We start from the raw sequence: 457 nt of genomic DNA on the forward strand, positions 1-457 counted from the left end.
CCGAACGTGAGATCACCGTGGCCCGCATCAAGGAGTTGCGGCGCTGGCTCGACCGTGGACGATCGATTCTGCCCATGGCCCTCAAGCTTCTATCCATCGCCTAGCGCGAGTTTCTTTTGCCGATTACCTGGCATCCTAGCATGAAAATTTTGTTGAAAAGGTCCCGAATTCCCACGGCTGACCAAGGGCGGCAGCATGTTCGTAGAGATTGAACAAAAGCCGATTCGATAAAATGACCGCTCGAGAATATTCTGATTTCGGCTACCTGAGGGTGGCCGTCGTGGCTCCGGAGTTGCGCCTGGGTGATCCGGGATTCAATGCGCGGTGCATGATCGAATCGCTGGAGGGCCTTGTGCTCGAGGGCTGTTCCGTCGCCGTATTTCCCGAGCTATGTCTCACTGGCTACTCGACGGCGGACTTGTTTTTCCAGCAACTGCTTCTGGATGCCGCTTTGGAG

General features: G+C 55.8%; 1 protein-coding gene. It reads left to right on the forward strand.

Annotated features, from left to right (window positions below):
* Positions 1 to 232: 232 nt before the first annotated feature.
* A partial coding sequence (locus D7Y13_RS47435; protein WP_208734618.1) for a hypothetical protein occupies positions 233 to 457 on the forward strand: 225 nt, incomplete at its 3' end.

Source organism: Corallococcus praedator (genome assembly GCF_003612125.1).
Classification (GTDB): domain Bacteria; phylum Myxococcota; class Myxococcia; order Myxococcales; family Myxococcaceae; genus Corallococcus; species Corallococcus praedator.